This window comes from Pilimelia terevasa (assembly GCF_014647915.1).
In the GTDB taxonomy this organism is placed as follows: Bacteria; Actinomycetota; Actinomycetes; order Mycobacteriales; family Micromonosporaceae; genus Pilimelia; species Pilimelia terevasa.
Genome location: NZ_BMQC01000001.1, coordinates 80,601 through 105,492, shown reverse-complemented (window position 1 = coordinate 105,492; position 24,892 = coordinate 80,601). Strand labels below are relative to the sequence as shown.

Below are 24,892 nucleotides of genomic sequence, written 5' to 3'. Positions count from 1 at the left end.
GGTCAAGACGCGACCTCGCCTGTCCGGTCCGCGCCGCCGTCGGGGACGAGCCGCCGGTACAGGTCGTCGAGCACGTCCACCTGCGCGCGCCACGTCCACGCCTCCAGCAGGCCCGGGGTGTCGTACGCGGCCCGGTACCGCTGCGGGTCGGCCAGCACCGACTTCACCGCGCGCACGTAGTCGGAGGTGTCCTCGGCGCGGAACACCTCGCCCTGGCCGGTGGCCTCGACCGTACCGGCCATCGTCTTCACGTCGCTGACCACCAGCGGCAGCCGGCCCTGCGAGTACTCGAAGAACTTGGTGATCAGCGCGATCTCGTGGTTGGGCCAGTGGTGGATCGGGATGACGCCCACGTCGGCGCCGGCCAGGTAGGGCACCACGTGCCAGTGCGCCACGTACGGCAGGACGTGCAGCCGGTCCCCGGCGCCCAGCTCCTCGGCCCGCTTGATCAGGCCCTTGACGTAGCCGCGCAGCGGGTGGGGCACCACCAGCGCCGTGTGCACGCCGGGCAGCGACGGCAGCGCCTCGACCATGGTGTCGAGGCCGCGCTGGACCGCGCCGCCGCCGCTGTACACCAGCAGCGGGGTGTCGGCGGCCAGGCCGCAGTCGGCGCGCAGGTCCGGTACCGGGCCGCCGTCGGCCGGGCCGTGCTCCGGGGCCGGGGCGTTGAGCACGACCGCGGGCAGCTCCGGGAGGTCGTGGGCCTCCCGGAGCATCTCGGCCAGGGTCGGCGAGACCGTCATCACGGCGTCGGCGTACGGCGCGTACTCCCGCTCGGTGGCCATGTTGCCGAGCTGCCACCGCCCGTTGTCCTGCCAGGGCTTGACCCCGGGCAGGAACTCGTGGGCGTCCCAGACGATCTTGATGTCCCGGCCGCGGGCCCTGGCGCGGATCTTGGCGCGGGCCGCGATGCCGATCGTGCGGAAGTCGTTCGCGTGGATCAGGTCCGGGTCCAGTTTGTCCACCGTCGCGGCGAACGCCCGCTCGTAGTCCCACAGGCCCGGCTCCAGCCGGCGCCACGCGCCGTCCTTGAGCATCCGCTGCCAGAACATGGTGTACGCGCGGTCCCACGGGTTGCGCAGCTTGCGCCGGGACCGCGCCCGGTTCAGCATCCCGGTGCGCAGCCAGACCCACTTGCGCTGGACCCGCCAGGCCAGCCGCGCGGCCCGCAGGCGGCGCCGGGCCGCGGCGAGGGCGGCCGGCGGCGTGCCCTCGCGCGCGGCGATGTCGAGCTGCGCGGCCTTCACCGTCAGGTCGGCGTTCCAGGCCGCGAGGCTGGCGGCGCGGTACTGGGCGATGCCGTTGGGCGGGTAGGCGAGCGGGTACCGCAGCCAGGCCCGCCGGAACTCGTGCCGGCGCCGCGCCATGACGGGCTCCATCGGCAGCAGCCGGACCGTCGCCCCGCCGAGCTTCCACTCCTGCGCGGGGCCGTTGAGCGCGCGCCCCAGCAGGAAGACCTCCCAGCCCCGCTCGGCCGCGGACCGGGCCGTCTTCTGCACCCGGGAGTCGCCGAGGACCCCGTTGTCCACCAGCATGACCACTCGTCCGCGCCGGGCTGGTTCGTGGTGCTCCATGGGTCCGATGCCGCCTTCCCGCGCGGTCGTTCGCACTCGACCCCGGCGAGTCTACGACAGCGTTGATACGCACCCGGATCGGCGTCGGCGCCGCCGCGGGCGGCGGCTCCGGCCCCGTGAAGTGGATCACTGCGGGACCGCGGAGCGGCGCGGGCGGCCGGTACGCGGCCCGGCGCGTCAGCTCACGCGGAGGGTGACCGGGGCGCTGAGCTTGGTACCGACGCGGGCGATCACCTCGTAGGTGCCCGCCGGCATCGCCCCGACCGGCATCCCGCCCGCGCACTTGGCGCCCTGCGTACTGGACCGGCCGTTCCAGGTCACCATGTACTCCAGCCGCTCGCCCGGGTGCAGGCTGCGCACGTCGGGCAGCGGGCGCGACACCACGCAGTGGTCCGAGGACCACAGCGTCTCCGCGCCCCGGACGATCCGCAGCTCCTGCGCGTCGGCGCCGACGTCGCGCGCGCACATCGCCGTCGCCGCGTTCTGTACCACCAGCCGGATCGCCAGCGGCGCGCCGCCGCCGGCGACCTGCCGCGCGGGCACCGGCTGGACGCTCAGGTCGCTGTCGGCGCAGGCCGGCGCGCGCAGCCCGGGGGCCGCGGGCGCGCCCCCCGGCACCTGGGCCACGGCGGGTGTCGGCTGGGCGGCCGGCCCGGAGCTGCCCGTCGTGCCCGAGCTGCCGGTGGTGCCGGAGCTGCCGCCGGAGGTCGGGCCGGGCTCCGGGGAGTCCGCGGGCGCGTCGCCCGGGCCGAGGTCGCCGCCCGCGCCGGGCGCCTCCGGCGAGGCGGCGCCGCCGGCCTGCCGGGTCGGCGGGCCGTCGTCGCCCAGGACCGCGCACGCCGCGTACGGCACGAACGCCAGGGCCAGCAGCCCGACGAGCACGACGACGCGCCGCCGCCAGTAGATGGCGGAGGGCAGCGGACCCACGGTCAAGCGCATGATGCCCCCACCGTAACCGCGCGACGCCACGCCCACCGGTCCGACGCGCCGGCCGGGCGGTCCTCCCCGGCACCCCGGGCGGTCCCTCCCCGGCACCCCGGGCAGCGCCCGCGCGGGCGGTCCGGCGCGGTGAGAGGATCCACCGATGCCGACGGTCGCCGACGAGGCCCTGCACTGGTTCGACCGGCACGCCCGGGACCTGCCCTGGCGCGCGCCCGGGGTGACCGGCTGGGGCGTCCTGGTCAGCGAGGTCATGCTCCAGCAGACCCCGGTCCGCCGGGTCCTGCCCGCCTGGCGCGAGTGGCTGGCGCGCTGGCCGACGCCCGCGGCGCTCGCCGCCGCGCCCGTCGCCGACGCGATCCGGGCCTGGGGCCGGCTGGGGTACCCGCGCCGGGCGATGCGGCTGCACGCGTGCGCGGTGGCCGTCACCCGCGAGCACGGCGGGGTGGTGCCGGCCGACCTGGACACCCTGCTCGCCCTGCCCGGCGTGGGCACCTACACCGCGCGGGCGGTCGCGGCGTTCGCCTACGGCCGGCGGCACCCCGTCGTCGACACCAACGTCCGCCGGTTCGTCGCCCGGTGTGTCGGCGGCGCCGCCGACGGCGGCCCGGCGACCACCCGCGCCGACCTGGCGGCGACCGAGGCGCTGCTGCCCGCGGAGCCGGCGCGGGCGGCCCGGGTGAGCGCGGCGTTCATGGAGCTCGGCGCCGTCGTGTGCACCGCCCGCGGCCCCGACTGCCCCGCCTGCCCGGTCCGGGGGCGCTGCGCCTGGGCGGCGGCGGGACGCCCGCTGCCGACCGGACCGACCCGGCGCCCCCAGGCGTACGCCGGCACCGACCGGCAGGTGCGCGGCCTGCTGCTCGCGGTCCTGCGCGAGTCCGCCGGCCCGGTGCCGCGCGGCCGACTGGACGCCGTGTGGTCCGACCCGGTCCAGCGCGACCGGGCGCTGGCCAGCCTGCTCGCCGACGGCCTGGTCACGACCCCGCTCCCGGACACCTACGCCCTGCCACAGTGACGGGCGGCCGGGCGGTCTCCCGCCTGGCCGCCCGTCGCGGCATCGCACTCCTGCGTCGCGGTGCTACGGCGTCAGGACGCCTCCTCGATCGGGGGCGTGCCACCGCCGCCGCCGGCCGCGGCCGCGTCGGTGGCCAGGTTCTCGGGCACGGTCTCCGGGACCGGCGCCGTCTTCTCGGCGCCGCGGAAGACCAGCTTGGCCTTCTCCACCTGCTCCGGGTCGCCCTCGCAGTCCACGATGACGATCTGGCCGGGGCGCAGTTCGTTGAACAGGATCCGCTCCGAGAGCGTGTCCTCCAGGTCGCGCTGGATCGTCCGGCGCAGCGGCCGGGCGCCCAGCACCGGGTCGAAGCCCTTCACCGCCAGGTACTTCTTGGCGCTCGCGGTCAGCTCCAGGCCCATGTCCTTGTTCTTGAGCTGGGTCTCGATCCGGGCGATCATGATGTCCACGATCTGGAGGATCTCGTCCTGGCCGAGCTGCGGGAAGACGATCGTGTCGTCGATCCGGTTGAGGAACTCGGGGCGGAAGTGCTGCTTCAGCTCGTCGGTGACCTTGGTCTTCATCCGCTCGTAGCTGGCCTCGGACGCCTCGGACTGCTGGAAGCCCAGCGACACCGCCTTGGCGACGTCGCGGGTGCCCAGGTTGGTCGTCAGGACGATGACCGTGTTCTTGAAGTCCACGATCCGGCCCTGGCCGTCGGTCAGGCGGCCGTCCTCCAGGATCTGCAGCAGCGTGTTGAAGACGTCCGGGTGGGCCTTCTCGATCTCGTCGAACAGGATGACCGAGAACGGGCGCCGCCGGACCTTCTCCGTGAGCTGTCCGCCCTCGTCGTAGCCCACGTACCCGGGAGGCGCGCCCACGAGCCGGGACACCGTGTACCGGTCGTGGAACTCCGACATGTCGAGCTGGATCAGCGCCTCCTCGGAGCCGAACAGGAACTCCGCCAGCGCCTTGGTCAGCTCGGTCTTACCGACGCCCGAGGGGCCGGCGAAGATGAACGAGCCCGACGGGCGCTTCGGGTCCTTGAGGCCGGCCCGGGTGCGGCGGATGGCCTTCGAGACCGCCTTGACGGCGTCGGACTGGCCGACGATCCGCTTGTGCAGCTCGTCCTCCATGCGCAGGAGGCGGGCGGTCTCCTCCTCGGTCAGCTTGTAGACCGGGATGCCGGTCCAGTTCGCCAGGACCTCGGCGATCTGCTCGTCGTCGACCTCGCTGACGACGTCGAGGTCGCCGGCCTTCCACTCCTTCTCGCGCTGCGTCTTCTGGCCCAGTAGCTGCTTCTCGTCGTCGCGGAGCTGCGCGGCCTTCTCGAAGTCCTGCGCGTCGATCGCGGACTCCTTCTCCCGGCGGACGTTGGCGATCTTCTCGTCGAAGTCGCGCAGGTCCGGCGGCGCGGTCATCCGGCGGATCCGCATCCGGGCGCCGGCCTCGTCGATGAGGTCGATCGCCTTGTCCGGCAGGAACCGGTCGGAGATGTACCGGTCGGCCAGGTTCGCCGCCGCGACCAGCGCCGCGTCGGTGATGGTGATCCGGTGGTGCGCCTCGTACCGGTCGCGCAGGCCCTTGAGCATCTCGATCGTGTGGGCCACGGACGGCTCGGGCACGTTGATCGGCTGGAAGCGGCGCTCCAGCGCGGCGTCCTTCTCGACGTACTTGCGGTACTCGTCCAGCGTGGTCGCGCCGATCGTCTGGAGCTCGCCGCGGGCCAGCATCGGCTTGAGGATGCTGGCGGCATCGATCGCGCCCTCGGCGGCGCCCGCCCCGACGAGGGTGTGGATCTCGTCGATGAACAGGATGATGTCGCCGCGCGTACGGATCTCCTTGAGGACCTTCTTCAGCCGCTCCTCGAAGTCGCCCCGGTACCGCGACCCGGCGACCAGCGCGCCCAGGTCGAGGGTGTAGAGCTGCTTGTCCTTGAGCGTCTCCGGCACCTCGCCCTTGATGATCTTCTGGGCGAGACCCTCCACGACGGTCGTCTTGCCGACGCCGGGCTCGCCGATCAGCACGGGGTTGTTCTTGGTGCGGCGGGACAGCACCTGCATGACCCGCTCGATCTCCTTCTCCCGGCCGATGACCGGGTCCAGCTTGCCCTCGCGGGCCGACTGGGTGAGGTTGCGACCGAACTGGTCGAGCACGAGGCTCGTCGAGGGCGCCCCGGCCTCGCCGGTGGCCGCGCCGGCCGCGGCCGGCTCCTTGCCGCCCTGGTAGCCGGACAGGAGCTGGATGACCTGCTGGCGGACCCGGTTGAGGTCGGCGCCGAGCTTGACCAGCACCTGGGCGGCCACACCCTCGCCCTCGCGGATCAGCCCGAGCAGGATGTGCTCCGTGCCGATGTAGTTGTGGCCGAGCTGGAGGGCCTCCCGCAGGGACAGCTCCAGCACCTTCTTGGCCCGCGGGGTGAACGGGATGTGCCCGCTCGGCGCCTGCTGGCCCTGGCCGATGATCTCCTCGACCTGCTGGCGGACGCCCTCCAGCGAGATGCCGAGGCTCTCCAGGGCCTTGGCGGCCACACCCTCGCCCTCGTGGATCAGCCCGAGCAGGATGTGCTCCGTGCCGATGTAGTTGTGGTTGAGCATCCGGGCCTCTTCCTGGGCCAGGACGACAACGCGCCGCGCTCGGTCGGTGAACCGCTCGAACATCCCTCGTGCTCCTCACGTGCCGTGCCGAACGCCGCGTGCTTCGGCGCTGCTCACACCGAACCTCTCGGCGCGGTCCGCGCCGACTCCGTACCCGGCGCCCCCGGGATACGGGACCGGCCGGGTGACCCCCGGCCGCCCCGCCTTCCCCGGCGGGTGCCGCGTCCGCTGGTGACGTCGGCGCTGTGCTCGTTCACTCTATCGCCGTTGGCCGACGGCGCCGGCCACACGAACGCGCTACCTGCGGATCCGGCGCCGTTGCCGGACCTCGGATCGGACGTTTTCCCTAACCGCGCGCCCGCGCCGCGGCTTCCCAGCGGCGCGGCTGTACGCGCACAGCGAAATTACCCCGTGCGGCACCGGCACCGCAGCCTGTTGTCCACAGGGCTGTGGACGACGGGCGCCGCCGCCCCGCCGGGCGCGCCGGGCGGACACGCCGCGGGCGGCCCCGCGCCGAAGCGCCGGGCCGCCCGCGGACACACGGTCTGGCGGCTGCTAGCGGCCGGCCTTCGCGTTGTACTCCTCGACGATCTCCGCGGGGATCCGGCCCCGGTCGGAGATGTCCTTGCCTTCCTTCTTGGCCCACGCACGAATGGCCTTGTTCTGCTCGCGGTCCGACGGCGGCACCGCCCGACCCCGGGCCGCGCGGCCGCCGACGACGACGCCGCCGCGGCCGATGCGGGTGCCGTTGGCGATGTAGTTCGCCAGGGCGTCCCGCATCTTGGCGGCGTTCTGCTTCGAGAGGTCGATCTCGTACTGCACGCCGTCGAGCGCGAACTTGACCGTCTCGTCGGCGTCGCCGCCGTCCAGGTCGTCGACGAGCTTGTGAATGATCTGCTTTGCCACTACGGCTACCTTTCCCAGGGACCATGCGGGTGCACTAGGCTCCCGGCGCTCAGCGCGCTAGGTAATTCCCGACACATTTTTCCGTGCCGGCGGACGTTCTCGGTGAACCACGTGCGTGAAAAATCGATCACGGTGGAGCAGGTACGCCCACCGCGCCGATCGTCCCGGACCGCGCTCACGCGATTCGCCGCGCCCCGCCGCAATACCGCCTGTCCCAAACCGGGGGTGCAGCGGCCGCGAAGCGCAGGCGCCACGAAGCACTGTTCCCCGCGAAGCACAGTCGGCAATCCCGATCGTCGAGCGCGTGATGCCTGCACAATATCCTAAAAGCCGGCGCGTCCGTCAATGGCGTCGGCTACATAGTTCAGGTGACCACTCGCAGTGGCCTACTCCGCCCGCACCAGGGGGAACAGGATGGTTTCCCGAATACCGAGCCCGGTCAGTGCCATCAACAGCCGGTCGATTCCCATTCCCATCCCGCCGGCGGGCGGCATTCCGTACTCCATGGCCCGCAGGAAGTCCTCGTCCAGCCGCATGGCCTCGTCGTCGCCCCGGGCCGCCAGCCCGGCCTGCTGCTGGAACCGTTCCCGCTGCTCCACCGGATCAACCAGCTCGGAGTAGGCGGTGGCCAGTTCCATCCCGCCGAGGACGTACAGGTCCCACTTCTCGGTGACCCCGGGAACCGACCGGTGGGCGCGGGTGAGCGGACTCGTCTCGGCCGGGTAGTCCCGGACGAACGTCGGCGCGTGCAGCGTCGGCGTCACGAGGAGTTCGAACAGCTCCTCGGCGAGCTTGCCCGGACCCCACTTCGGATCGACGGCCAATTCGTGCCGGGCGGCGTACCGCGCCAGCTCGGCCATCGGCGTCGCCACCGTGACCTCCTCGCCGAGGGCGGCCGAGAGGGACCCGTACAGCGTCGTCTCGGCCCACTGGCCGCCGAGGTCGTACTCGGTGCCGTCGGCGTGGACGACGACGTGAGATCCGTTCAACGCATAGGCCGCTGCCTGCACCAACGTCCGCGTGAGGGTCGCCATCGTGTGGTAATCGCCGTACGCCTCGTACGCCTCCAGCATCGCGAACTCCGGCGAATGCGTGGAGTCCACGCCCTCGTTGCGGAAGTTTCGGTTGATCTCAAAAACGCGCTCCAGGCCGCCCACGACGCACCGCTTGAGGAATAGCTCCGGGGCGATCCGCAGATAAAGATCCGTGTCGAGCGCATTGCTGTGCGTGACAAATGGCCGGGCTGCGGCGCCGCCGTGCAGCGTTTGCAGCATCGGCGTCTCGACCTCGACGAAATCACGCGTGTGCAGGACCTCGCGCAGCGTGCGGGTCACGGCCGCGCGGGCGCGGACGATCTCCCGGGCGGCCGGGCGCACGATCAGGTCGACGTACCGCTGCCGGACCCGCGCCTCCTCGCCCAGCGGCCGGTGCGCCACCGGCAGCGGGCGCAGCGCCTTGGCCGCCATCTCCCAACGGTCGGCCAGCACCGACAGCTCACCGCGCCGACTGGAGATCACCTCGCCGGTGACGGCGACGAGGTCGCCCAGGTCGACCAGCTTCTTCCAGGCCGCCAGCGCGTCGGCGCCGAGCCGGTCCAGGGAGAGCATCGCCTGGAGTTCGGCACCGTCGCCCGCCCGCAGCGTGGCAAAGCACAGCTTGCCGGTATTGCGGACGAAGATGACCCGGCCGGCGACGGAGACGGTGTCGCCGCTGGCGGTGTCGGTCGCCAGGTCGGCGTACCGCCGCCGGACCTCGGCCAGCTCGGCCGTCCGAGCGACGGCCACCGGGTACGGGTCCACGCCGTCGGCGAGGAGCTGCTCCCGCTTGGCGCGCCGGACCCGCATCTGCTCCGGCAGGTCGTCATCGGCGGCCGGGTGCTGCACCTGCTCACTCACGTTCGTTCCTCGCACACTCGGCGTCGACGGACCTCCGAGCGTACCCACCGGTTCGCCGGAGACCGGGGGCGGGCTTGCCGGCGGCCCGGCCACATCGGAGCGTCAGGCCGGGTGGTTGCGCTCGTACACCATGCGCAGGCCGATCAGCGTGATGTTCGGCTCGTGGTGGGTGAGGGTGCGGCACTCGTCCAGCACGACCGGCGCGAGGCCGCCCGTGGCGATGACCGCGCGCAGTTCGCCCAGCTCGGCGGCCATCCGCTCGACGATGCGGTCGACCAGGCCGGCGTACCCGTAGTACATGCCGGCCTGGAGGCACTCGACGGTGTTCTTGCCGATGACCGACCCGGGCGCGGCCGGCTCGACCTTGCGAAGCTGGGCCGCGCGGGAGGCCAGCGCGTCGAACGAGATCTGGATGCCGGGGCTGAACGCGCCGCCGAGGAACTCCCCGCGGGCGCTCACGACGTCGAAGGTGTTGGTCGTGCCGATGTCCACCACGATCGAGGGCCCGCCGAAGAGCTGGTGGGCGGCCAGGGTGTTGACGACGCGGTCGGTGCCCACCTCCTTCGGGTTGTCGATCATCAGCTTGACGCCGGTCCGCACGCCGGGCTCGACCACGAGCGTCGGCACGTCCGGGTAGTAGCGGTCGAACATCCGGCGCAGCGCCCGCAGCGCCGAGGGGACCGTCGAGCAGGCGGAGACACCGGTGATCTCCACGGCGTCGCTGGCGAGCAGCCCCCGGTACAGCAGGCTCAGCTCGTCGGGCGTGGCGTCGGGGTCGGTCTTGACCCGCCACGAGTGCACCAGGCGCTCGCCGTCGAACGTGGCGAGCACGGTGTTGGTGTTGCCGATGTCGATGCAGAGCAGCACTCAGACTCCTCGGGGGCGCAGGTCCAACGCGATGTCCAGGATCGGCGACGAGTGGGTGAGCCCGCCGACGGACAGGTAGTCGACGCCGGTCTCCGCGTACGCCCGGGCGGTCTCCAGCACCAGGCCGCCGGTCGCCTCCAGCTCGGCGCGGTCGCCGACGGCGGCGACCACCTCGCGCAGGCGCTCCGGCGGCAGGTTGTCCACGAGCAGGAAGTCGGCGCCGGCCTCGACCGCCTCCACCGCCTCGGCGACGCTGGTGACCTCGACCTGTACCGGCACCTCGGGGAACGTGGCCCGGACCCGGCGGTACGCCTCGCCGACGCCGCCCGCGGCCAGCTTGTGGTTGTCCTTGACCATGGCGACGTCGTACAGCCCCAGCCGCTTGTTGGTCCCGCCGCCGGCCCGGACCGCGTACTTCTCCAGCGCGCGCAGGCCGGGCGTGGTCTTGCGGGTGTCCAGCACCTGCGCCTTCGTACCGGCCAGCGCCCGCGCCCAGCGGCGGGTGTGGGTGGCGACGCCGGAGATCCGGCACAGCAGGTTCAGCGCGCTGCGCTCGGCGCCCAGCAGCGCGCGGGTGGGGCCGGTCACCGTCGCCAGGATGTCGCCGCGGGCGACCTCGGCGCCGTCGGCCGCGTGCAGCGCGACGGCCACCTCGGGCGAGACCGCCTCGAACACCGCGGCGGCCACGGCGAGCCCGGCCACCACGCCGGGGGCGCGCGCCACGACCTCGGCCGCGTCCCGCTGGTCGGCCGGGATCGTCGACTCGCTGGTCACGTCGCGCCACGGCACGCCCAGGTCCTCGTCGAGCGCGGCGGCGACCACCCGGGCGACCTGCGCCGGGTCCAGCCCGGCCGCGGCCAGCGCGGCGGCCGTCGCCGGGCGCAGCGGGCCGCCGGGCGCGGCGCCCTCGGCCGGACGGTCGGCGGCCGCCCCCGCGGCGGGGTCGGCGGGCGGCGCGGCGGCCGCCTCCGCCCCGGGCTCGGCCGGCGGCAGCGGCCGCCACCGGGTGCGGTGGGTACCGGTGCCGTCGAGGTCGGCCACGAGGTGCCCGCGCCACCGGTCGTCGGCCTCGGGGAAGTCCTCGCGCCAGTGGCAGCCGCGGGTCTCCTGCCGGGCGGCGGCCGCGTCGACCAGCAGAGACGCGACGGTGACCAGGTTGGCCATCTCCCAGGTCGCCGTCCGGGGCGCGGCGGTGTCGGCGGCCAGCCCGGCCAGCACCCGCGCGGTCGCGGCCAGGGTGTCGGCCGAGCGCAGGACCCCGGCGCCGCGGGTCATGGCCCGCTGGAGATCGCCGCGGCCCTCGGCGGCGACCGCCCAGGCCGGCGTGTCGGCCGGCACCGGTACCGGCTCCGCCCGCGCCGGCAGGCCGCGGGCGATGTCCTGCGCGATGCGGCGGGCGAACACGAGCCCCTCCAGCAGCGAGTTGGACGCCAGCCGGTTGGCCCCGTGCACGCCGGTGCAGGCGACCTCCCCGCAGGCGTACAGGCCCGCGATCGAGGTCCGGCCGGTGAGGTCGGTGACGACGCCGCCGGAGGCGTAGTGCGCGGCGGGCGTGACCGGGATCAGGTCGTGCGCCGGGTCGACCCCGGCGGCCAGGCAGGAGGCGACGATCGTGGGGAACCGGCCGCGCAGGTAGGCGCCGCCCAGGTGCCGGGCGTCGAGGTACACGTGCGCGGTGCCCGCGGCGAGCAGCGCGCGGTGGATGCCCTTGGCCACCACGTCCCGGGGGGCCAGCTCGGCCAGTTCGTGCTGGCCCACCATGAACCGCCGCCCGGCCCCGTCCACCAGGTGCGCGCCCTCGCCGCGCAGGGCCTCGGAGACGAGCGCCTGCTGGGCCACGACGGCGGCGGGCGCGCCGGGCTCCGGCGCGGCGCCGGTGTCCCCGGCGCCGCGCCCGACGGCCAGCGCCGTCGGGTGGAACTGGACGAACTCGATGTCCGCGACGGCCGCCCCCGCGCGCAGCGCGAGCGCGACGCCGTCGCCGGTCGACACGGTCGGGTTGGTGGTCGCCGCGAACACCTGGCCCATCCCGCCGGTGGCCAGGACGACGGCGCGGGCCAGGACCGCCCCCACCCCGTCCTCGGTGCCCTCCCCCAGCACGTGCAGGGTGATGCCGCACGCCCGGCCGTCGTCGGCGCGCAGCAGGTCCAGGACGAGGGCGTGCTCGACCAGCCGGATCCACGGGTCCCGCCGGACCGCCTCGTGCAGCGCCCACTGGATCTCCGCGCCGGTGGCGTCGCCCCCGGCGTGCACGATCCGGTCGGCGTGGTGGCCGCCCTCGCGGGTGAGCATGAGCGAGCCGTCCGGGTGCCGGTCGAACCGGGCCCCCCAGCGCATCAGCTCGCGGACCCGCTCGGGCCCCTCCTCGACCAGCACCCGCACCGCGGCCGGGTCGCAGAGCCCGACCCCGGCGACGAGGGTGTCGGCGGCGTGCGCGGCCGGCGTGTCGCGCGGGTCCAGCACCGCGGCGATGCCCCCCTGCGCCCAGCGGGTCGACCCGTCGTCGATGTTCACCTTGGTGACGACCGTCACGTGCAGGCCGGCCTCGCGCAGGTGCAGGGCGGCGGTCAGCCCGGCGATCCCCGAGCCCACCACGACCACGTCGGTCGTCTCGGACCAGCCCGGCGCGGGGGCGGCCAGGCGGACGGGCAGGACGGGCAGGGACGGCCTCATCCGCCCATTCAACCCGGGCGCGCCGGGCGGCCGGTACGGCGGGTCGGGCATCAGCGCTCGGGGAGGCCCTTGACGCCGACGCCGCGCAGCGACCGCGTGAAGCTGCCGGCGTTGACGTACAGGTAGCAGCGCACGCCCCGGTTGCCGGAGGTCCAGTCGTCCTCGGTGTTCGGCACGGCCACGGTGCCGGTGCGGTACCGCAGGTTGGCGTCGTTGGGCACCTTGGCGTACGCGGCCACGACGGCCCGGCAGCGGGTGTGCAGCTTCTCCCAGTCGTCGCCGGACTTCGGGTAGGCCAGGCTGGCGGGGGCGGCGAAGACGCCGACGAACTCGCTGTTGTGCTTCGCCGTACAGCCCATCGGCGCCATCCGGCTGATCGCGCCGGCCGCCGTCGCGGTGACCTGGTAGCAGGTCAGGTCCAGCGGCGAGGGCGACTCCAGGGCGCCCTCCAGGGACTCGCTGCGGTCGACCAGCTCGCCGAAGTCCTCGACGTTGGCGACCTGGCCCAGCTCGCAGCGGTACCAGCGGGCGCCGCCGGCCCAGGCCGGGCTGGACGGCACGGTGACGCCCAGCCACAGCCGCCCGTACCGGAAGTCCCGGCCCAGGTACGCGCGGGCGGCCTGGTCGCAGACGGCGTACGCGGCGGCGTGGGCGGGCGAGGAGCGGGTCGGCGGGGCGGCGGTGCCGGCGGCGTCGCCGGTGAAGGTGCCGACCTGCACGGTCTCGGTGCGGTGCGGGCGGGTGCAGGGCACCGGCGCGTACGAGTCGCGCGGGCCGGAGTCGGCGAAGCTGGCGTGGCAGGTGCCGGCCTTGGGCGTGAACGTGGTCAGCGTCGGCAGCGCCGGCCAGTCGTCGACGAGCGTGCCGTCCACGCCGGCCGGGAGGCCGCTGCCGCAGCCGGCGAGCGCGAGCAGGAGCGCCACGGCGGCACCGCCGCCGCGCAGCCGTCCGACGCGCATCGCTCCCCTTCCCCCGCCGGGCCTCACCTCAGACGGTAGCCGCCAGGTCGCCGCGGCGCAGGTTCCCGGGCATCCCGGGAGCGGCGCCGGCCGGGTCGGCGCCGAGTTCCAGGATCCGGTTGTCGGCGTCGACGTGGACCACCGCGGGCCGGTAGGCGCGCGCGGCGGCGTCGTCGAACTGGGCGTACGAGATCATGATCACCAGGTCGCCGGGGTGCACCAGGTGGGCGGCGGCGCCGTTGATCCCGATGACGCCGCTGCCGCGGACGCCGGGGATCACGTACGTCTCCAGCCGGGCGCCGTTGGTGACGTCGACGATCGCCACCTGCTCGCCGGCGAGCAGGTCGGCGGCGTCCATGAGGTCCTCGTCGATGGTGACCGAGCCGACGTAGTGCAGGTCCGCCTGGGTGACGGTCGCCCGGTGGATCTTGGACTTGAGCATGGTGCGGAGCATGGTGGTTCTCCCGTCAGCGGCGCGGAGCCAGGTCGAGGGGGACGTTGTCGATCAGCCGGGTGCCGCCGACGCGGGCGGCGACGAGCAGTCTGGCCGGTCCGGCCGGCGGCGCCGGACCCAGGTCCGGGTCGGTGAGCGCCAGGTAGTCCAGGGCCGCGGCCGGGGTCGCGTCGAGCACGGCGCGGGCCGCGGCGAGCACCCCGTCGCCGCCGCCGCCCGCGGCCCCGGCATCGATGCCCGCGCGCAGGGCGCCGGACAGGCAGCGGGCGGCCCGGCGGTCCTCGGCGCCGAGGTACCGGTTGCGGCTGGACAGCGCGAGCCCGTCGGGCTCCCGGACCGTCGGCACGCCGACGACCTTCACCGGCAGGTCCAGGTCGGCGACCATCCGCCGGATGACGGTGAGCTGCTGGTAGTCCTTCTCCCCGAACAGCGCCCGGTGCGGCCGGGTGAGCTGGAGCAGTTTGCAGACCACGGTCAGCACCCCGGTGAAGAAACCGGGCCGGCTGGCGCCCTCCAGCACGTCGCCGGGCGGGCCGGCGGTGACGGCGGTGGCGGGCCGGCCGGCCGGGTACAGCTCGGCCGCGTTCGGGGCGAAGACCAGGTCCGCGCCCTCCCGGGCGCAGATGGCGACGTCGGCGTCGAGGGTGCGCGGGTACCGGTCGAAGTCCTCGCCGGGGCCGAACTGGAGCGGGTTGACGAACACCGTCGCCACCACGTGGTCGGCCCCGGCCCGGGCGGCCCGCAGGAGGGCGGCGTGGCCCTCGTGCAGGGCGCCCATGGTCATCACCACCGCCACGGTGCCCGGCAGGGCGGCGCGGGCGGCGGCCAGGTCGGCGCGGCGGTGCGCGAGCCGGGTCACCGGTCGCCCCCGGAGTTCACGGGCGCCGCGGAGGCGGGCTCGGTCACGGCCCCCGCGGCCGGCGCGGTCACGGCTTGCGCGGCGGCCGGTGGAGTCGCAGGGGGTGCGGGGGTGGCGGTGGCTGCGGAGGCCCCCGGCGCTGCGGGGGTCGGGGGCGGGTCGGCGAGGGCGGCGCGCAGGGCGGCGGCGGCCGCCGGGTCGCGGTCGGCGGCGGTGCGGTCGGCGGTCCGGCGGGCCAGGGCGCGGTACGCCGGGGCGAGCGCCGGTGCCGTGCGGTCCAGGTCGGCCAGGTGCGCCCGGACGGTCGCGGCGTCGCCGCGGGCGACGGGGCCGGTCAGCGCGGCGTCGCCGTGGGCCAGGACGTTGTCCAGCGCCGCCCGCAGCAGCGGGGCCAGCAGCGTCGCCGGATCGGCGACGCCGGCCCGGCGGGCCAGCTCGACGGCGTCGTTGACGAGGGTGACCAGGTGGTTGGCGCCGTGGGCGAGCGCCGCGTGGTACCGCACCCGGTCGGCCTCGGCGATCCACTCGATCCGGCCGCCCAGGTCGTCGACGAGGCGCGCGGCGAGCGCGGCGGCACCGGCGGAGGCGGTGACGCCGAAGGTCACGCCGGCCCGGAGCCGCCCCGCGTCGGCGGGGTCGCCGGTGAGGGTCATCGCCGGGTGCAGCGCCAGCGCGTCGGCCCCCCGGGCGAGGACCGGGGCCAGCACGGCGGTGCCGTGGGCGCCGGACAGGTGGGCCACGACCTGTCCGGGCCGGACCGCGGGGGCGACCAGCGCGACCACGTCGGCGAGCGCGCCGTCGGGGACGGCCAGCACCAGCAGGTCGACCGCGCGCGCGGCGACGGCCGCGGGCGCCAGGACGGCGGGCGCGGGCGCCAGGACGGCGGGCGCGGGCGCCAGGACGGCGGGCGCGGGCGGCGCCGCGGCCCGGCCGGCGGAGTCAGGGTGCGCCGCGGCCAGGTCGGCGGCAGGCCGGGGCACAGCCGGATCGGCGGCGGGCCGCGGCACGGCCAGGTCGGCGGCGAGGCGGTGGGCGGCGGCCGGGGTGCGGCTGGCGACGGCGACGATCTCGTGGCCCGCGGCGGTCAGCGCGGCGGCGAGGGCGCGGCCGGCGCGGCCGGCGCCGATGACGCCGATCCGGGTCGGGGCGGGCGCCGCGGGGCGGAGCCGGGCGGCCCGGACGCGGGGCAGGCGGAGCGGTGCGCTCATGTCGTGATCCAGTCCTCGCAGGGGTACCGGTCAGCGCCAGTATGCGCCCGCCCCGATCGGATCCCACCCCCGCTGTGACCAATATCCCCAGCGGCGTTACGGGCGTTTTGCGGCCCATTCCTCCGCGAGGATCGCGTAGATCACCTCGTCGCTCCACTCGCCCCGGTGCCGCTCGTTGGCCACCAGGTGGGCCTCGCGCCGCATCCCCAGCCGCTCCAGCACCCGCGCGGAGGGGGCGTTTCCGCCGTACATCCGGGCGTACACCCGGTGGATCCCCGCCTCCCCGAACGCCAGGTCCAGCAGCGCCGCCGCGGCCTCGGTGGCGTACCCGCGCCCGCCGTGCTCGGGCAGGAACATGTACCCCAGCTCGGCGCCGCGGTGCTCGCGGCTGCGGTAGAACAGCAGCACCTCGCCGAGGTAGGTGCCCTCGGGCAGCGTGACGGCCAGCTCCAGCGCGTCGCCCTCGTCGGCGAACTGGTGGCCCTGGCGCACCTTGCGCTCCCACTGCGCCGCCGCCTCCGCCTCGTCCCGGGGGCCGAAGGGCAGGTACCGCGTCACGTCCTCCCGGGACTGGATGTCCAGCACGTGCGCCCGGTCCGCGGCCCCGTACGGCCGTACGACCAGCCGCGGCGTCCGCAGCGTCGTGACCATCACCATGGGCCGACGATACTGCGGGCGCGGCACCGGCCGGTACCGTGGCGGCGCGGGCGAGGGGGCGGCAGGTGGACACACGCGGGTGGCGGGCGGCGATGGCCGACGCGCTGTACGGCCCGGCCGGCTTCTTCGTCCGCGGCGCGCCCGCCGACCACTTCCGCACCAGCGCGCACGCGTCCCCGCTGTTCGCCGCGGCCCTGGCCCGGGTGGCCGAGGCGGTGGACGGGGCGCTGGCCGCGCCGGCCCGGTTCGACCTGGTGGACGTCGGCGCCGGCCGGGGCGAGCTGCTCGCCGCCCTGCTGGACCGCCTGCCCGCCGGACTGCGCCGCCGGGTGCGCCCGGTCGCCGTCGAGCTGGCGCCCCGGCCGGCCGGCCTGCCGCCCGGCGTCGCCTGGCGGGACACCGTGCCCGCGGACCTCACCGGCCTCCTGCTGGCCACCGAGTGGCTGGACAACGTACCCCTGGACCTGGCCCGCGGCGGCCGCTACCGCACCGTGGCCGGCGGCGACGGCGGCCGGCTGGGCGCGGCGGACGCGCGGTGGTGCGCCCGCTGGTGGCCGGGCCCCGCGCCGGTGGTGGAGATCGGGCGGCCCCGCGACGAGGCGTGGGCGGCGGCCGTCGCCGCGGTGGCCCGCGGCGCGGCGCTGACCGTCGACTACGGACACACCCGGGCCGACCGGCCGGCCGGCGGCACACTCACCGGGTACCGCCGGGGGCGGCAGGTGCCGCCGGTGCCCGACGGCACCTGCGACCTCACGGCGCACGTCGCCGTCGACGCGGCGGCGGAGGCGGCCGGGCGGCCGTACCACCTGGTCTCCCAGCGCGCGGCGCTGCGCGCGCTGGGCGTCGACGCCGCCCGCCCGCCGCTGGAACTGGCCGGCCGCGACCCGGCCGCGTACCTGGCCGGGCTCGCCGCGGCCGGCGAGGCCGCAGAGCTGCTCTCCCCCGCCTCCCTCGGCGCCCACCACGTCCTGCTGCACCCCCGCGGCCTGCCGCCCGGCGCGCTGCGCGGCCTGCTCGGCGGACCGGAGACCCGCTGACCGCGGCGCGCGGGTCGGCCCGGCGCCGCGGCGGGTGGGAGGATGGCGCCCGTGGAGCGGGAGATGGTGGTGGGTACGCAGGGCGGCGTCGCGGCCGCGGACATGGTGCTCAACATCGGGCCGCAGCACCCGTCCACCCACGGCGTCCTGCGGCTGCGGCTGACCGTCGACGGTGAGCGGGTCACCTCCTGCGAGCCGATCGTCGGGTACATGCACCGCGGGGCGGAGAAGCTGTTCGAGGTCCGCGACTACCGGCAGATCCTGGTGCTGGCCAACCGGCACGACTGGCTCAGCGCGTTCAGCAACGAACTCGGGGTCGCGCTGGCCGTCGAGCGGCTGATGGGCATCGAGGTGCCCGAGCGGGCCACCTGGCTGCGCACCGCCCTGGCCGAGCTGAACCGCGTGCTCAACCACCTGATGTTCCTCGGCTCGTACCCGCTGGAGATCGGCGCGATCACTCCGGTCTTCTACGCCTTCCGCGAGCGCGAGACCCTCCAGGAGGTGATGGAGGAGGCCTGCGGCGGGCGGATGCACTACATGTTCAACCGCGTCGGCGGGCTCAAGGAGGAGGTGCCCGCCGGCTGGACCGGCCGGGCGCGGGCCGCGATCGACCTGGTCCGCCGCCGGCTGCCCGACCTGGACCGGCTGATCCGGCGCAACGAGATCTTCCTGGCCCGCACGGTCGGCGTCGGCGTGCTGCCGGCGGCCACGGCCGCGGCCTACGGCGCCTCCGGGCCGGTGGCGCGGGCGTCGGGCCTGGATATCGACCTGCGCCGCGACGAGCCGTACCTGGCGTACGGGTCGCTGGACGTCCCCGTCGTGACCCGGGCGGCCGGCGACTGCCACGCGCGCTTCGAGGTCCTGCTCGACCAGGTGTACGCCTCGCTCGACCTGGCGCAGACCTGCCTGGACCGGGTCGACCGGACCCCGGGGCCGGTGAACGTCCGCCTACCGAAGGTCGTCAAGGCCCCCGAGGGCCACACCTACGCCTGGACCGAGAACCCGCTCGGCGTCAACGGCTACTACCTGGTCTCCCGCGGGGAGAAGACGCCGTACCGGCTGAAGCTGCGGACCGCGTCCTACGCCAACGTGCAGGCGCTGGCGACGCTCATCCCGGGCTGCCTCGTCCCCGACCTGATCGCGATCCTCGGCTCGATGTTCTTCGTCGTGGGCGACATCGACAAGTAGGCGCCGCCGGCCCGCGGCGGCGGGTCACCAGATGTCGTCGGCGCGGTACACCCGGACGGTGTGGCCGCGGGGCCCCTCCGGGTAGCCGCGCTCGGCGGCGTGGCGGGCCTCCTCGGCGAACCGGTACGGCTGGCGCGGGTCGTCGTCCCGCACGCCGTCGTGCCGCGGGTCGCCGTGCCGCGGGTCGCCCTGCCACGGGTCGCCCGGCCGCCGCTCGTCCCGCCGCGGATCGTCCTGCCGCGGGGCGTCGGGGTACCGGTCGGCGTCGGGCCGGACCGGCGCGGTGTACCTGCCGGCATCGGCGTCGGCGTGGCGGGCCGCGTCGGCGAACCGCTGCGGGTCGGGCTGGCGGAAGTCGGCGCGCGGGGACTCCGCGCCGTAGCGGGACCCGTCGCGGTAGCGGGAGCCGTCGCCGAAGCGGGCGGTGTCGGGGTACCGGGACCACTCGGTGTTGCGGTCGACCTCGGCGTACCGCGACAGCGGCACGTCGTACCGCCCGCCCGCGGGACCGGCGTCGACGGGTCGGGCACCGTCGCTCTCGGCCCCGCTCCGGCGGGACGGGGCGGACCCGTCTTCGTCCCGCCGCGCGACCTCCCGGCCGGGCGACGCGTGCCGGGCCGCCCCCTGCCGATCGGCGGCGTGCCGTGCGTCCCCGCGCCCGGCCGACTCGTGCCAGGCGGCGTCGTAGACAGTCCCGTGCCCCACCGCTCCAGCCGGGACGGTCCCGTGCCGGGCAGTCTCAGCCTGGGCGGTCCCGTGCCGGGCCGGGTCAGGCCGGGCGGTCTCGTGCGGGGTGGGCGCGGCGGCCAGGCGCGGGTCGACCGGGTGGCCGGGCGCGTACCAGCCCGTCGGCGGCAGGGCCGCCTGGCGCGGCTCGGACCCGCCGCGCCGGGCCTCCCCGTACGCGGCTCGCTCCGGACGGGCGGTGTCGGCGTCCCCCGACGCGGGGAGGATCTGGGTGCGGCCGTCGTAGGCGGGAATCTCGTCCCAGCCCGTCGGCGCGTCCACCGACCAGTGGGCGGCGCGCGGCGCGGCCGGCTGCCGGGGCCGGTCCGCCGCGGCGGCGCGCGGGTGCGGCGCGGCGGCGCGGGCCGGGGCGGGGCGGGTCCAGTCGCTGTCCTCGGGCTCGCGGGGCGGCGCGGCGTACTGCCAGTCCCCGTCGCGGTGCTCGATCACCGGGTGGGCGGGGTACCCGTCAGCCGACGCCGCCGGCCTGCTCCCGGCCGGCCGGGACGGTACCGGCCGGGCCTCGATCTGCCGGGGCTCGACCGGGGGCTCCACGGCCTCGGCGGGCAGCGCCTGCGCCCAGTCGCTCTCCAGCCGCTGCACCTGGGCGCGCAGCTCGGCTACGTCCTCGACCGCGCCGTGGTGCCGCTCGACTAGCGCCTTGTGCACCGCGCGGACCGCCGTCTTGATGTCCTCGCGCAGGTCCTCGCGCAGCGCGTCGCTCTCGTCGAAGATGGCCTCCTCGACCTGCTCCTGCGTCGACGGGCCGCCGCGCGCGATGCTCGACAGGCCGATGAGGACCACGGCGAGGACGGCCAGGACGGCGGCGAGGCGGATGGCGCCGTCGCCGTCCGAGAAGAGGATCAGGAGCGCGGCGACCGGGGCGGTCGCGACGCCGGCCCAGAACAGGGAGGACCTGGCGCCGCCGCGCGTGGCTGAGAAGTCGACGCTGGGCATGGCCACGACGCTACGGACGCCCCGGCCCGGTTGGGAATGCGCCGGTACCGTTCCGGCACGGTCGGCGCGCGGTCCCGGACCGGCCGGCGTGAACCGGCCCCCGGCTGGCCGACAGCGCAACGGCGCAGGTCAGCCCGGATCGCCACCGCGCAGGTAGTCGACGAAGGCGGCGCGCAGCAGGGGCTCGCGGTCGCCGTAGTCGTGGCCGGTGAACTCGCGCCAGAGCGCGACCGCGTCGTCGACCGAGGCCGGGTACGCGCCGAGCGAGCCGTCCAGCCCCTCGGCGGCGCTGGCGTGCGGGAGGTGCCGGATCACGGACCAGAAGAACGTGAGGTCGTGGCGCGCGCGGCCGCGGGCGAACGCCCGCTGGCGCAGCTCCTCCGTCGACAGCGCCTCCAGCGCCGCGAGGTCGGCCCCGGCGGGGTGCGCCTTGCCGTCTGGCGCCTTACCGTCTGGCGCCTTGCCGTCTGCTCCGGTCATGCCGCCAGCCTACCGGCGCCGGCGTGGTCAGCCGCGGTGCAGGCGGCCGCTGCCGGCGGTGTCCGCGAACAGGCCGGGCCGCCACCCGCTCAGCGGGCTGGGGCGGCCGTACCGCTCCACGAGCCGGGTCACCGCGAGGCCGAGCAGCAGGGTGCCGGCGGCGAGCAGGTACGGCGGCGGGGTGACCAGGGCGCCGACGGCGGCGACGAGGCCGGTGGCCAGCAGCGTGCCGGCCACGCCGCCGCGCCGGCCGTACGCGCTCACGCCGGCCAGCAGGGCGATGCCGAGCGCCAGGCCAGTCCAGCGCAGGGCGGGCTCGGTGCCGGCGGCCGTACCGTGGAACGCCGTCAGCACCACCCCGCCCGCCGCGGCCAGCGCGGTCGAGCCGGCGAGCGCCAGCGCGACGACGACGGCGGCGGCACCGCCGCGGCGCAGCGCCGGGTCGCGGACGGGCCGGTACCGCCCGATCAGCCGGCGGAACCCGCGCGTGGCGCCGAGGAGCCCGAGCAGCAGCGCCGCGGTCCCCACGGCGGCGGCCAGCGGCACGGCGTCGGGGGCGGCGCGGTAGGCGCCCTGCGGCAGGACCGGCGCGGTGCGGCTGGCGACCAGGGCGAACGCGCCCAGTGCCCCGACCGCCGTGGCGGCCCAGCCGGGGACGTGCAGGAGCCCGACGAGCAGGCCGAGGACGAGGCCGCCGGCCAGCGCCGCCGCTCCCGCGGTGGTCAGGGCGTCCACCGTGCCCCGGTCCCCCTGCTCGGCGACGTGGATGCCGGCCGCGACGGCCACCGGCCCGATCGCCAGGTTCACCGCCCCGGCGCGCAGGCTCAGGTCGGCGGCGAGGGCCAGTAGGCCGAGGCCGGCGACGGTGACGAGCAGGTCGGCCAGGGCGGCGCCGGAGAACAGGGACGCGTCGCGGCGGTACAGCAGTGCGCCGACCGCCGCGAGCGCCACCAGGAGCAGGCCCTCCCACACCAGGTGGACCCGCATCCGGTCGCGTCCCGGCTCGCCCTCCTCGGGGTCGTCGAAGACGCGGTCCAGGACCTCCGCCGGTACCGCGGTGATCCGCCGCGCGGGCGGGGCCGGGTCCCGGAAGTCCCGGAGCCGGTCGTAGCCGCCCGCCGCCGGGGCGGGATCGTCGTAGACGACCTGTTCGCCGGAGTGGGGACGGATGTCCGAGTACGACAGGTCCTCGTGTCCGTACGCCATCGTGACCTCCGTTCACGTCAGCCGCGACGGTACCCCGGTCCGCGCCGGGGCCGGATCAACGAGGAGGGCGGGACGGCCCCTCGTCGGCACGCATCGGTGCGGTCGGCCGAGGGGCGCTCGGACCACCGGCGGCCAGGGGCGGCCGAGCGGTTGCCATCGACGTCCGCAAATCCGATGGTCGCGGACGCCCGCCGGTGGGGGTGCGGGTCAGTCCTGCGGCGGGTCGGGGTCGTCGTCGCGGGGCGGGACGCGGCACGCCCGCTCCAGCCACAGTCCGCCGGCCACCAGCAGCAGCGAGGCGACGACCCCGGCCACGGCGATCGGCAGGTCGGCGGTCCGCGCCTCGGTGCTGCCGGCGCGCTGCTGCTCGACGGCCAGCCAGGTCAGCGCGCCGCCGTACATCCCGGCGAACACCGCGCCGGTCAGCGAGGACGCCTTGGCCAGGACCGCGAACCGCGCCACCAGCAGCGGCGCGACCGGCTCCCGGCCGGGCCGCCCGGCGAGGCGGCCGCGGGTCTGGGTGGCGAGCGTCGCGGTGACCAGGGCGAGGACGGCGCCGCACGCCGCGGGCGCCCAGGGCAGCCGGGGCAGGTCGCCGTAGAACCGGCTGATCAGCAGCCAGGTCAGCGCGAGCGGGATCACCCCGGCGAGGACCAGCGTCGACCCGCGCGTCGGCTCCAGGCGCGGCCGGCGCTGGTGCTCGGGCGGGGCCTGGCCGGGTGGGGCCTGGCCGGGTGGGGTCTGGCCGGGTGGGGTCGCGGGACCGCCGTCGGGGTCCCGGGGCTCGGGGGCGCTCATCGCCCCTCACTGTAGGCGCCGGGGGCGGGCGGCTCCACCCTCGGCCGGGTGGCTAGCCCTCCAGCGGGAGGTCCGGTCGGCCCTTCACGTCGGGCACGTCGCCGAGAACCGGCTCGACCTGGAGCAGGTCGGTCACCCAGCCGTGGCCGGGCAGCTCGCCGTACGGCTGGATGTCGATCCACGGGCGCAGCACGAACGCCCGCAGGTGCGCCCGCGGGTGCGGCAGCGTCAGCACCGGGTCGTCGCGGAGCACGGGCCGGTCGGCGTCGTCCCACACCGCGACGACGTCGACGTCGAGGCTGCGCGGCCCGTACCGCCGCGCCGGGTCGCGCCTCCGGTCGGCCGCCGCCTCCAGGCGGTGGGCGCGGTCGAGCCAGAACTCCGGCGGTACGCCGTCGGCGGCCACCAGCGCGGCGGCGTTGAGGTAGGCGGGCTGGTCGGCGTCGCCCCAGGGCGGCGTCTCGTAGACGCCGGAGGCCAGCAGCAGGACGTCGGACAGCCCAGCGACGGCGCCCCGCAGGTGCCCGATCCGGTCGCCGAGGTTGCTGCCGAGGCTGAGTACCGCGCGGCTCACGGCAGGTCGGCCCGGGTCCGCCGGACGGTGACCGCGACGTCGGCGAAGGACAGCGGGATGGGCGCCGCGGGCTTGTGCACGGTGACCGTCGCGGCGGCGACCCGCGGGTCGGCGAGGCAGGCGACGACCAGCCGGGCGGCGAGGGTCTCGATCAGGTCCACGGGCGCGCCGCCGACGATCCCGGCGAGGCCGGTGGCCAGGGCGCCGTAGTCCACGGTGTCGGCGAGGTCGTCGCTGCGGCCGGCGGCGGCGAGGTCCACCTCCAGCTCGGCGTCCACGACGAAGTCCTGGCCGGCGGCGCGCTCGTGGGCGAAGACGCCGTGGTGGCCGCGCACGGTCAGCCCGCGCAGCGTGATCCGGTCCGTCACCGCCCACCTCCGACCAGTCGGGGGCGGCCGGTGGCCGCCCAGACGGCGAGGGCGTCGACCGTGGCGCGGACCGCGTGCACGCGGACGCCCCAGGCGCCGGCCGCCACCGCCAGTACCGAGGTGGCCAGTGTCGCCGCCTCGCGGTCGGCGGGCGCGCGCGGGGCGCCGTCGGCACCGGCCAGCAGCGCGCCCAGGTACGACTTGCGGCTGGCCCCGAACAGGACCGGGAAGCCGAGCGCGGCCAGCGTGTCCAGGTGCGCCGCCAGCGCCCAGTTGTGCGGCGGCAGCTTGGCGAAGCCCAGCCCGGGGTCCAGGATGAGCTGCCCGGCCGCCACGCCGGCCCCGAGCGCGGCCTCGACGCGCGCGGCCAGCTCGCGGCGCACATCGGCGACGACGTCCCCGTAGGCCGCCAGGCGGGACATGTCGCGGGAGTGCCCCCGCCAGTGCATGAGGACCCACGGGCAGCCGGCCGCGGCGACGACGCCGGCCATGGCCGGGTCGGCGAGGCCGCCGGAGACGTCGTTGACCAGGACCGCGCCGGCCGCCAGGGCGGCGTCGGCGACGCGCGCGCGGGTGGTGTCGACGCTGACCGGGACCCCGGCCGCGGCCAGTTCCCGGATCACCGGCAGGACCCGGGCGCACTCGGTCGCCGGGTCCACCCGCGCGGCGCCCGGCCGCGTGGACTCGCCCCCGACATCCACGAAGTCCGCACCCTCGGCGCGCAGCGCGACGCCGTGCGCGACCGCGGCCGCCACCGACGCGTAGCGCCCGCCGTCGGAGAACGAGTCCGGCGTGACGTTGAGCACGCCCATCACCACCGGCCCCGGCACCACCGCATCCACCGCACCGACGCTACGCGGCCGCGCTCCGGGCGGCGGCACCCCCCTGACGCATCGACGATCAAGAGGTCGGGGCGGCGTGTCGTCGGCGTGTCCGGTCGCTAAGTCCGTGATCGCCTGCTTCGGCCGGCCGCCCG

General features: G+C 76.2%; 22 protein-coding genes and 1 pseudogene. 3 read left to right on the top strand and 20 right to left on the bottom strand.

Translation table 11 applies throughout. The features are described 5' to 3' along the window. Window positions 1-2: 2 nt before the first annotated feature. Both IEY75_RS00470 and IEY75_RS00465 read right to left on the bottom strand, forming a co-directional pair. The gene (locus IEY75_RS00470) at window positions 3-1,535 is read right to left on the bottom strand and encodes a glycosyltransferase family 4 protein (protein WP_189112136.1); all 1,533 of its coding nucleotides are present in this window, start codon (window positions 1,533-1,535) and stop codon (window positions 3-5) included. Window positions 1,536-1,751: 216 nt separating this feature from the next. Next, the gene (locus IEY75_RS00465; RefSeq protein WP_189112135.1) at window positions 1,752-2,513 is read right to left on the bottom strand and encodes a hypothetical protein; all 762 of its coding nucleotides are present in this window, start codon (window positions 2,511-2,513) and stop codon (window positions 1,752-1,754) included. 145 nt (window positions 2,514-2,658) lie between these two features. Between IEY75_RS00465 and IEY75_RS00460 the strand changes: the two genes are divergently transcribed. After that, complete coding sequence (locus tag IEY75_RS00460; protein ID WP_189112134.1) at window positions 2,659-3,528, top strand: HhH-GPD family protein; 870 nt, start codon at window positions 2,659-2,661, stop codon at window positions 3,526-3,528. Between the two features lie 71 nt (window positions 3,529-3,599). Here the strand turns inward: IEY75_RS00460 and IEY75_RS00455 are convergent, their stop codons facing one another. The 11 genes and pseudogenes from IEY75_RS00455 to IEY75_RS00410 all read right to left on the bottom strand — a co-directional run bounded on the left by IEY75_RS00455 (window position 3,600) and on the right by IEY75_RS00410 (window position 16,582). Beyond that, the gene (locus tag IEY75_RS00455) at window positions 3,600-6,167 is read right to left on the bottom strand and encodes an ATP-dependent Clp protease ATP-binding subunit (RefSeq protein WP_229789244.1); all 2,568 of its coding nucleotides are present in this window, start codon (window positions 6,165-6,167) and stop codon (window positions 3,600-3,602) included. A 492-nt stretch (window positions 6,168-6,659) separates the two neighbouring features. Next, window positions 6,660-7,010: a histone-like nucleoid-structuring protein Lsr2 gene (locus IEY75_RS00450; protein WP_189112133.1), complete on the bottom strand. Its 351-nt coding sequence runs from the start codon at window positions 7,008-7,010 to the stop codon at window positions 6,660-6,662. 386 nt (window positions 7,011-7,396) lie between these two features. After that, window positions 7,397-8,854, bottom strand: coding sequence for a lysine--tRNA ligase (gene lysS / locus IEY75_RS00445; protein ID WP_189112571.1), 1,458 nt, complete (start codon window positions 8,852-8,854; stop codon window positions 7,397-7,399). A 153-nt stretch (window positions 8,855-9,007) separates the two neighbouring features. Continuing rightward, window positions 9,008-9,772, bottom strand: a complete 765-nt coding sequence (locus tag IEY75_RS00440; RefSeq protein ID WP_189112132.1) for a type III pantothenate kinase — start codon at window positions 9,770-9,772, stop codon at window positions 9,008-9,010. Further along, the gene (nadC, locus tag IEY75_RS20665; RefSeq protein ID WP_229789288.1) at window positions 9,773-10,657 is read right to left on the bottom strand and encodes a carboxylating nicotinate-nucleotide diphosphorylase; all 885 of its coding nucleotides are present in this window, start codon (window positions 10,655-10,657) and stop codon (window positions 9,773-9,775) included. It abuts the gene before it with no gap. Between the two features lie 146 nt (window positions 10,658-10,803). Further along, window positions 10,804-12,445 (bottom strand): annotated as a pseudogene (locus tag IEY75_RS20660) (L-aspartate oxidase); the annotation flags it as partial. 50 nt (window positions 12,446-12,495) lie between these two features. Continuing rightward, on the bottom strand, window positions 12,496-13,404 hold the full coding sequence (locus tag IEY75_RS00430; protein WP_189112130.1) for a septum formation family protein: 909 nt from the start codon (window positions 13,402-13,404) through the stop codon (window positions 12,496-12,498). Between the two features lie 28 nt (window positions 13,405-13,432). Further along, window positions 13,433-13,858, bottom strand: a complete 426-nt coding sequence (gene panD / locus IEY75_RS00425; protein ID WP_189112129.1) for an aspartate 1-decarboxylase — start codon at window positions 13,856-13,858, stop codon at window positions 13,433-13,435. A gap of 13 nt (window positions 13,859-13,871) precedes the next feature. Further along, on the bottom strand, window positions 13,872-14,717 hold the full coding sequence (gene panC, locus IEY75_RS00420; RefSeq protein ID WP_189112128.1) for a pantoate--beta-alanine ligase: 846 nt from the start codon (window positions 14,715-14,717) through the stop codon (window positions 13,872-13,874). Then, window positions 14,714-15,925, bottom strand: a complete 1,212-nt coding sequence (locus tag IEY75_RS00415; protein ID WP_189112127.1) for a Rossmann-like and DUF2520 domain-containing protein — start codon at window positions 15,923-15,925, stop codon at window positions 14,714-14,716. Before IEY75_RS00415 ends, panC begins: the two co-directional genes overlap by 4 nt. Before the next feature lie 96 nt (window positions 15,926-16,021). Next, complete coding sequence (locus IEY75_RS00410) at window positions 16,022-16,582, bottom strand: GNAT family N-acetyltransferase (protein WP_189112126.1); 561 nt, start codon at window positions 16,580-16,582, stop codon at window positions 16,022-16,024. Between the two features lie 92 nt (window positions 16,583-16,674). Here IEY75_RS00410 and IEY75_RS00405 point away from each other — a divergent pair, with 92 nt between their 5' ends. Beyond that, a complete protein-coding gene (locus IEY75_RS00405; RefSeq protein WP_189112570.1) occupies window positions 16,675-17,619 on the top strand; it encodes an SAM-dependent methyltransferase in 945 nt (314 codons plus the stop codon). A gap of 42 nt (window positions 17,620-17,661) precedes the next feature. After that, window positions 17,662-18,807 carry an NADH-quinone oxidoreductase subunit D gene (locus IEY75_RS00400; protein ID WP_189112125.1) on the top strand — a complete coding sequence of 382 codons (1,146 nt, stop codon included), beginning with the start codon at window positions 17,662-17,664 and terminating at the stop codon, window positions 18,805-18,807. Between the two features lie 24 nt (window positions 18,808-18,831). Here the strand turns inward: IEY75_RS00400 and IEY75_RS00395 are convergent, their stop codons facing one another. The 7 genes from IEY75_RS00395 to folP all read right to left on the bottom strand — a co-directional run bounded on the left by IEY75_RS00395 (window position 18,832) and on the right by folP (window position 24,728). Further along, complete coding sequence (locus IEY75_RS00395) at window positions 18,832-20,490, bottom strand: hypothetical protein (RefSeq protein WP_189112124.1); 1,659 nt, start codon at window positions 20,488-20,490, stop codon at window positions 18,832-18,834. Between the two features lie 129 nt (window positions 20,491-20,619). Then, entirely contained in the window at window positions 20,620-20,970 is a 351-nt protein-coding gene (locus IEY75_RS00390; RefSeq protein ID WP_229789242.1) for a hypothetical protein, read from the bottom strand. A 27-nt stretch (window positions 20,971-20,997) separates the two neighbouring features. Next, a complete protein-coding gene (locus IEY75_RS00385) occupies window positions 20,998-22,176 on the bottom strand; it encodes an ABC transporter permease (RefSeq protein ID WP_189112123.1) in 1,179 nt (392 codons plus the stop codon). Window positions 22,177-22,383: 207 nt separating this feature from the next. Beyond that, the gene (locus IEY75_RS00380; protein ID WP_189112122.1) at window positions 22,384-22,974 is read right to left on the bottom strand and encodes a DUF3180 domain-containing protein; all 591 of its coding nucleotides are present in this window, start codon (window positions 22,972-22,974) and stop codon (window positions 22,384-22,386) included. Between the two features lie 52 nt (window positions 22,975-23,026). Continuing rightward, on the bottom strand, window positions 23,027-23,548 hold the full coding sequence (gene folK, locus IEY75_RS00375) for a 2-amino-4-hydroxy-6-hydroxymethyldihydropteridine diphosphokinase (RefSeq protein WP_189112121.1): 522 nt from the start codon (window positions 23,546-23,548) through the stop codon (window positions 23,027-23,029). Beyond that, the gene (gene folB / locus IEY75_RS00370) at window positions 23,545-23,916 is read right to left on the bottom strand and encodes a dihydroneopterin aldolase (protein ID WP_189112120.1); all 372 of its coding nucleotides are present in this window, start codon (window positions 23,914-23,916) and stop codon (window positions 23,545-23,547) included. The genes folK and folB overlap by 4 nt, the downstream gene beginning before the upstream one ends. Continuing rightward, a complete protein-coding gene (folP, locus tag IEY75_RS00365) occupies window positions 23,913-24,728 on the bottom strand; it encodes a dihydropteroate synthase (RefSeq protein WP_189112568.1) in 816 nt (271 codons plus the stop codon). Before folP ends, folB begins: the two co-directional genes overlap by 4 nt. Between the last annotated feature and the right edge of the window lie 164 nt (window positions 24,729-24,892).

Excerpts from the sequence above, each read along its gene's own strand:
- IEY75_RS00470 (WP_189112136.1), bottom strand. The coding sequence starts at position 1,535 with ATGCTGGTGGACAACGGGGTCCTCGGCGACTCCCGGGTGCAGAAGACG.
- IEY75_RS00465 (WP_189112135.1), bottom strand. The coding sequence starts at position 2,513 with ATGCGCTTGACCGTGGGTCCGCTGCCCTCCGCCATCTACTGGCGGCGG.
- IEY75_RS00460 (WP_189112134.1), top strand. The coding sequence starts at position 2,659 with ATGCCGACGGTCGCCGACGAGGCCCTGCACTGGTTCGACCGGCACGCC.
- IEY75_RS00455 (WP_229789244.1), bottom strand. The coding sequence starts at position 6,167 with ATGTTCGAGCGGTTCACCGACCGAGCGCGGCGCGTTGTCGTCCTGGCC.
- lysS (WP_189112571.1), bottom strand. The coding sequence starts at position 8,854 with ATGCGGGTCCGGCGCGCCAAGCGGGAGCAGCTCCTCGCCGACGGCGTG.
- IEY75_RS00430 (WP_189112130.1), bottom strand. The coding sequence starts at position 13,404 with ATGCGCGTCGGACGGCTGCGCGGCGGCGGTGCCGCCGTGGCGCTCCTG.
- panD (WP_189112129.1), bottom strand. The coding sequence starts at position 13,858 with ATGCTCCGCACCATGCTCAAGTCCAAGATCCACCGGGCGACCGTCACC.
- IEY75_RS00415 (WP_189112127.1), bottom strand. The coding sequence starts at position 15,925 with ATGAGCGCACCGCTCCGCCTGCCCCGCGTCCGGGCCGCCCGGCTCCGC.
- IEY75_RS00410 (WP_189112126.1), bottom strand. The coding sequence starts at position 16,582 with ATGGTGATGGTCACGACGCTGCGGACGCCGCGGCTGGTCGTACGGCCG.
- IEY75_RS00405 (WP_189112570.1), top strand. The coding sequence starts at position 16,675 with ATGGCCGACGCGCTGTACGGCCCGGCCGGCTTCTTCGTCCGCGGCGCG.
- IEY75_RS00400 (WP_189112125.1), top strand. The coding sequence starts at position 17,662 with ATGGCGCCCGTGGAGCGGGAGATGGTGGTGGGTACGCAGGGCGGCGTC.
- IEY75_RS00395 (WP_189112124.1), bottom strand. The coding sequence starts at position 20,490 with ATGCCCAGCGTCGACTTCTCAGCCACGCGCGGCGGCGCCAGGTCCTCC.
- IEY75_RS00390 (WP_229789242.1), bottom strand. The coding sequence starts at position 20,970 with ATGACCGGAGCAGACGGCAAGGCGCCAGACGGTAAGGCGCCAGACGGC.
- IEY75_RS00385 (WP_189112123.1), bottom strand. The coding sequence starts at position 22,176 with ATGGCGTACGGACACGAGGACCTGTCGTACTCGGACATCCGTCCCCAC.
- IEY75_RS00380 (WP_189112122.1), bottom strand. The coding sequence starts at position 22,974 with ATGAGCGCCCCCGAGCCCCGGGACCCCGACGGCGGTCCCGCGACCCCA.
- folP (WP_189112568.1), bottom strand. The coding sequence starts at position 24,728 with ATGGGCGTGCTCAACGTCACGCCGGACTCGTTCTCCGACGGCGGGCGC.